The organism is Endozoicomonas sp. ONNA1 (assembly GCF_024606325.1).
Lineage (GTDB): Bacteria > Pseudomonadota > Gammaproteobacteria > Pseudomonadales > Endozoicomonadaceae > Endozoicomonas_A.
The window spans coordinates 1-5749 of the sequence record NZ_JAHHPN010000077.1 but is presented as its reverse complement, the minus strand read 5'-3'; the positions used below and the strand labels follow the sequence as shown (position 1 = coordinate 5749).

5 protein-coding genes are annotated in these 5749 nt (G+C 43.6%); all 5 read left to right on the top strand.

The features are described from left to right. The first annotated feature begins 39 nt into the window (after positions 1-39). Positions 40-486 carry a serpin family protein gene (locus tag KDK19_RS24235; RefSeq protein WP_368736428.1) on the top strand — a complete coding sequence of 149 codons (447 nt, stop codon included), beginning with the start codon at positions 40-42 and terminating at the stop codon, positions 484-486. A 180-nt stretch (positions 487-666) separates the two neighbouring features. Continuing rightward, positions 667-2010: a serpin family protein gene (locus tag KDK19_RS01735; RefSeq protein ID WP_257254019.1), complete on the top strand. Its 1344-nt coding sequence runs from the start codon at positions 667-669 to the stop codon at positions 2008-2010. A 178-nt stretch (positions 2011-2188) separates the two neighbouring features. After that, on the top strand, positions 2189-2494 hold the full coding sequence (locus KDK19_RS01730) for a hypothetical protein (protein WP_257254020.1): 306 nt from the start codon (positions 2189-2191) through the stop codon (positions 2492-2494). A gap of 504 nt (positions 2495-2998) precedes the next feature. Continuing rightward, positions 2999-4570 carry a serpin family protein gene (locus tag KDK19_RS01725; protein ID WP_257291218.1) on the top strand — a complete coding sequence of 524 codons (1572 nt, stop codon included), beginning with the start codon at positions 2999-3001 and terminating at the stop codon, positions 4568-4570. A gap of 300 nt (positions 4571-4870) precedes the next feature. Continuing rightward, positions 4871-5749: serpin family protein (locus tag KDK19_RS01720; protein WP_257291217.1), on the top strand; the 879-nt coding region annotated here is incomplete at its 3' end.

Sequence of the window (5749 nt, the reverse complement as noted above, 5' to 3'; positions counted from 1 at the left end):
GATCATGAAATAATTCTGGTTTTGTCTCCGGCAGAGAGTATGCTTTATACGGTAAGTCCGAAAATAATTACGGCATTATTTTCATCATTGGACTGTGACGAATCCTCTTCATCCAGCTCAACGATAACTCCCGGACCTCCTCACTCTAAAGTGGATACAAATACTCAAATGAGTGAAGCTTTAAGTCGATCAGGCTCAGGTTTAATTTCTGCAGTCAAAAGCGATCTGAATTCAGGAGCCATGCCAGCTATTCCTTTACCTGTTCGCACGAATGTGTTCAGACAACACAGTGCCACTGAAATTCATGAACAAGGAACCGGGGACGCAGCTTCAGCCCACGTTGGCTGTAAGAGATCACATGAGGGTGTGACGATACAATCGATCCGATTTGATCAATCCTTTATTTATATATTGCGTAATAAAATAACAAAAAGAATCCTCTTCATTGGGCAGATACTTGCTCCACGGGACTCAGACGCAAGGTAAGTGCCAAGCTAGCAACACCTACCCCGCATTGCTTAATTCTGGATGGAAAATAACTAAGAAGCTACTCTGTATTGAACTGCGGATTTCATATTCCGTTGATCGCCCAAGCAAGACAACAGCCCAGTAAACAAGGAGGTTATTCAGATGAAAACTCTAAAGTGAAGAGAATAAGGTACAAACGTGATTTTACTCAGTAAGTCTCTCGATTCAATCTGCCACTACAGGGTCGTTCTGGTGTTGCTCTATTTACTATTGCAACCCTCACAACTTCCGGCTGTAACTTGTGACAAATGCGGCTTTAATTACGATCAGGAAGACGACACATTCTGCCCGTCGTTGGCGTGTTATCAAGAAGATCACCCCCATCAACATGACACCGTGCCATCCCAATCGGCAACACCAGTCAATCCAGTCTCAACTCCTGATGTACAAGCTGATGAATCGCTGAAAAATCAGGAGTTTGCCATCGATCAATTTGTCCATACAGCACTCAATCTTCCTCATGAAGATTTTGTCATTTCCCCTGATAGTCTTTTTCAGACAGTGGCACTGCTACTGTTACAGGCAGGTGCTGACGGTGCGAACAAGCAATTGGATCAACTTCAAAGGGAAGATGAGTATTCTGATCCAACCGATGGAGCAGCATCTAGCATGCCCTCAGCCAGTGAAGCTCGGTCTCTGGCGATTTATAAAGAGAGACTTAAACACATAGCCGACAATGCTCCTGGTAATGTCGACTTCACCAATCTTGGACCTTTAGAAAGCTTGGCTCAAGTGCTCAACACAAATTTTGGCCGTTCAATGCATGGTATCATTCAACATCACTGTATGCACGACAATTGCCGTTTATCTGCGATCATAGAATTCTATAGTTGTTTTTACATTATAGCTATGTGGAAAAGGGCTTTCGGTACCCAAGATGCAGCGTTATTTACCTTACCCGATGGCCAACTAGCCGCTTTAGACAGAATTACGGGAGGAAAAATTAATCCTTCCCAATACGCCAATCACGATGATTGGGAAGCATTTACCTTTCCCTACCTGGAGAACGATGAAATAATTTTAATTTTACCCCAGACAAGGTTATTGCCTAATGAGTTAAGGTCAGAAGTAATAAGCACATTATTTTCGTCATTAGACGCCAAAGAATCTTTTCCTTCCAGCTCAACGATGACGCCCGAACTTCCACACTCTAACGTTGATAAAAACACTGACTTGAGCGAAGCTCTAAGTCAATCAGGTTCACTGGCCATTGCTGTTGTTACCAACGATCTGAGTTCAGGAGCTGTGCCAGTTCTACCTGCTCCTATAAATGTGTTCAGTGAACAAGTAGCCCGGGGGGCCTCTTTATCAGGCGCTGGTTCCAAGAGAGCACATGATGGAGAAACAATACAATCAATCCGATTTGATCGACCCTTTGTTTATATATTTCGTAATAAAATAACAAAAAGAATCATCTTCATTGGGCAGTCAATTGATCATCTGGACTCAGAAGCAAGCAGTCCAGAACCGGAAGCCGACTAATTGCCATGGGGTAGCCTCTTGCCCCCCTCACCGCAATCGATGGAAAATAACAAAGAAACTATTCTATATTGAATTCCGATTTCCACATTCAGTGGAGCGTCCCGATAGAAAAGCTGATTCAGGAAACAAGGCGCTTATTCCGACAAAAACTCTAAAGTCAAAACGATAAGGTGCAAACGTGGTTTTACTGAGTGAGCCTTCCGATTCAATCTGCCAGTACAGAATCGTTCTGGTGTTGCTCTATTTACTGTTGCAACCCTCAGAACTTCTGGCTGTAACTTGTGACAAATGCGGCTTTAGTTACGATTCAGAAGACTTCACATTCTGCCCGATACCGTCGTGTAATATGAGAGATAAGGATCTCCCCTCTCAACATGATACATCGCTTTCCCAATCGGCAATACCAGTAAATGACGACTCAAGTCATGATGTACAAGCTGACGAACACCTTAACGGGCGCAGCTTTAACACACGCTGGTTCTAAGAGAACACATGAAGGAAATACAATACAACCAATCCGATTTGGTGGACCCTTTATTTATATATTGCGTAATAAGATAACAAAAAGAATCATCTTCATTGGACAGATACTTGATCGTCGGGGCTTAAGAGCAAGCACTTCAGAATCGAATACCCATTAATTGGCACAGGGTAGCCTCATGACTCTCCTCACTATAAGCGATGATGAGTAGCAAGATACCCGCTTTTGCAGGCACTTCCGCCTCTTGTTTGAGCCACATTTACCGTTCTGCTCACTTTATGAAGACTGTTTACTGACCGTCAATTCTAATGGGGCTTCAATTTTTACAACGCCTGAACCCTCAAGCCTGTAGGCTGGTCTATTTATTGGATGGGAAGTAACCAGAAAATTATCCTATATTGATTTTCGGATTTCATATTCGGTGACCGTCCAGGGAGGGTAACTGTTTAGTGAACAGGGAAGCAACCCCGATACAAACCCTAAAAATTAAGACCACAAGGTATAAACGTGCTTTTACTGAATAAATCTTCAGACTCAGTCTGGCAGTACAGGTTCTTTCTGGTTATTGCCTCTCTGTTCTATTTCCTGTTTCTACCCTCGCCAATTCTGGCTGTAACCTGTGAAAAGTGCAACTTCGATTATGATCATGAAACCTACACTTTCTGCCCGCGCTGCTTCCTTCTGAATGATCACCTTCAACATGACACAACTCCTTCCCAATCGGCAACGTCAGTCAACCCTTATTTATATGCTGGTCCGGAAGGGGATGAAAGCTGGCGAGGGATTCAAAGCTGTGACTGCGGGTCTATTTACAGACTTGAAGATTTTTCATCTTGCCCGATATGTCCAATTGGAAATGAGTATCTTCAACTTAACAACACATCTACCCAATGGGCAACACCGGTCAACCCTGATTCAAATCCTGGTGTACAATCTGATGAATCCCAGAGATCTCTCCAGCTTGCCATAAATCTTTTTAGCAATGTAGCAGAAGGAATGACTACAAATTTGGTTATCTCCCCTGATGGCCTTTTTCAATCACTGGCACTGATACTCATGGGAGCTACCGGCGAAACTCAGCAATTGCTTCAAAACTGTCTGGGTAACAGTTTTTCTGAGCAATACGGTGCCGCAGCATCAAGCGCAACATTTTGTGGACAGGACCAATACTGTGTTGCAAATTGCATACTCGTATCCCACGAATCTCAGCTTCAGGAGACTTATCGTGATAGGGTCAGGCAGATAAACGTCGCGATTCGTGATAATGTCAACTTTTCCAACCCTGCATCTTTGGAACAACTCGCCCGGGAGCTCAACAAACTATTTTGCGAGTTAACCCGTGGTATGATTCCATTTTTCTGCAACGCCCGCGACTGGGGCTCATCTCATCTCGTAGCACTCATAAATTCTGTTTACTTCATGGGACTTTGGGATAAGCCTTTCAGAACCCGAAGTAAAGGTGAATTTACTTTACCCAATAATCAAAGAGTGATTTTAGATAAATTTTTGAGTGGAGAAATCAGATCTTCCCAATACGCTAGTCAAAATGATTGGCAAGCAGTAACCGTTTTCTACCATGGAGCGCATGAAATGATATTGGTGTTACCCCCGGAAGGAATAATGCCTCAAGAGGTAACGCCAGAAATAATAACAGCATTATTTTCATCATTAGACTCCGAAGAAGCCGATCCATCCAGTTCAACCATCTCTCTCGAACTTCCACCGTTTAAAGTCGATTCGGAAACGGATTTGAACAAAGCTTTAAGTCAGGCAGGTTTAAGTTTCCTTTTTGAAAAGGCCAGTTTGGGAAATATGCTGACTCTCCCTGCACCTCTCAACAGTATGATTTTTAGTCAACATTGTGCCATGGAAGTTAATGAAGCAGGAACCCGGGCCGCAGCTGTCACACGCAGTCGTGTGCTTAGAGGGTTTGGGAGAGAGCCGGGAGAATCCATCACATTTAATCGACCATTTCTTTATATATTGCGTAATATAATCACAAAAAAAATCATCTTCATTGGGCAGATACTTGATCCCGGTAACTTAGGCGCAGGCACTTCAGTATGGCAAACCCATTAATAAGGATTGGGGGGTAGCCTCCTAACTCCCTCACCCTCTTGCTGCAAGCGGAAGGGTGAGGGACTTTAAGAGATTTAAAGTTGCGTATGTAACTATCGAAAAGCAATTGATCTTCAATATATAAAGCGCCAGTACCCTCTGACCTTCAAGCTGGTTTAGTTTTTTGAGCACTCACGAAGAAACTATCCTATATTTGATTTCGAATTACACATTAGGTTGACTTTTTCGCAGGGTAGCGAACCATTAAATAGGGAGATTATTACGAGCCAAACCCTAAAATTAAGACAACAAGGTTCAAACGTGTTTTTACCCAGTAAATCTTTCGATATAGCCTGCCAATACAGGGTCGTTCTGGTATTATTCTGCTTAGTCTGTTGCCTGTTGCTACCTTCTCAGCTTCTGGCAGTGCTTTGTAACAACTGTGGCTATACTTACGATCACCAATACTCTGTACGCTGCCCGGTCTGTCAACATCAAAACTACCACCCTCAACATGGCACAACGCATTCCGAATCGGCAACACAAGCCAATCCCGCTTTACGATCGGATCAATTGCAGGAATATCTGGAGCTTGCCGTAGATGTTCTCAGCCATTCAGCACAAGAAACTCTTGAAAACTCTTTCATTTCCACTGATAGCCTTATTCACACATTGTCACTGTTATTCACAGGTACTTCCGGAGAAAGCTTGCGAATGATTCAAAGATGTGAATGCGGCTTTCTTTTCAGTCGTGAAGCTGTTACATCCTGCCCGATGTGTAAACATAACAAAAATGGCCACACTCAACATGACATGGTGTCTTTCCTATCGGCCACACCAGTAAAGCCTGATTCATATCCTGCTCAACAAGGGGATGAATCGCAAAGAAATCTTGAGCTTGCCATCAATGTTTTTAGCCATGCAGCACGAGAAATGCCTGGAAATTTTGTTATTTCCCCTGATGGCCTTTTTCAGTCACTGGCACTTCTACTCATGGGCGCTGATGGTCTAACCCGGCACTGGCTTGAAGACTGCCTGGGAGAGGACTACTCTGAACCGTCCGGTGCAGAAGGGGCATGTGCAGCCTCCGGTGGACAGGAACAATACTGTATTGCGAATTGCTTGCTCGTGTCCTCTCAACTTCAGCTTCAGGACACCTACCGAGCGAGACTTAAACAAATAAACGCCGATATTCATGAT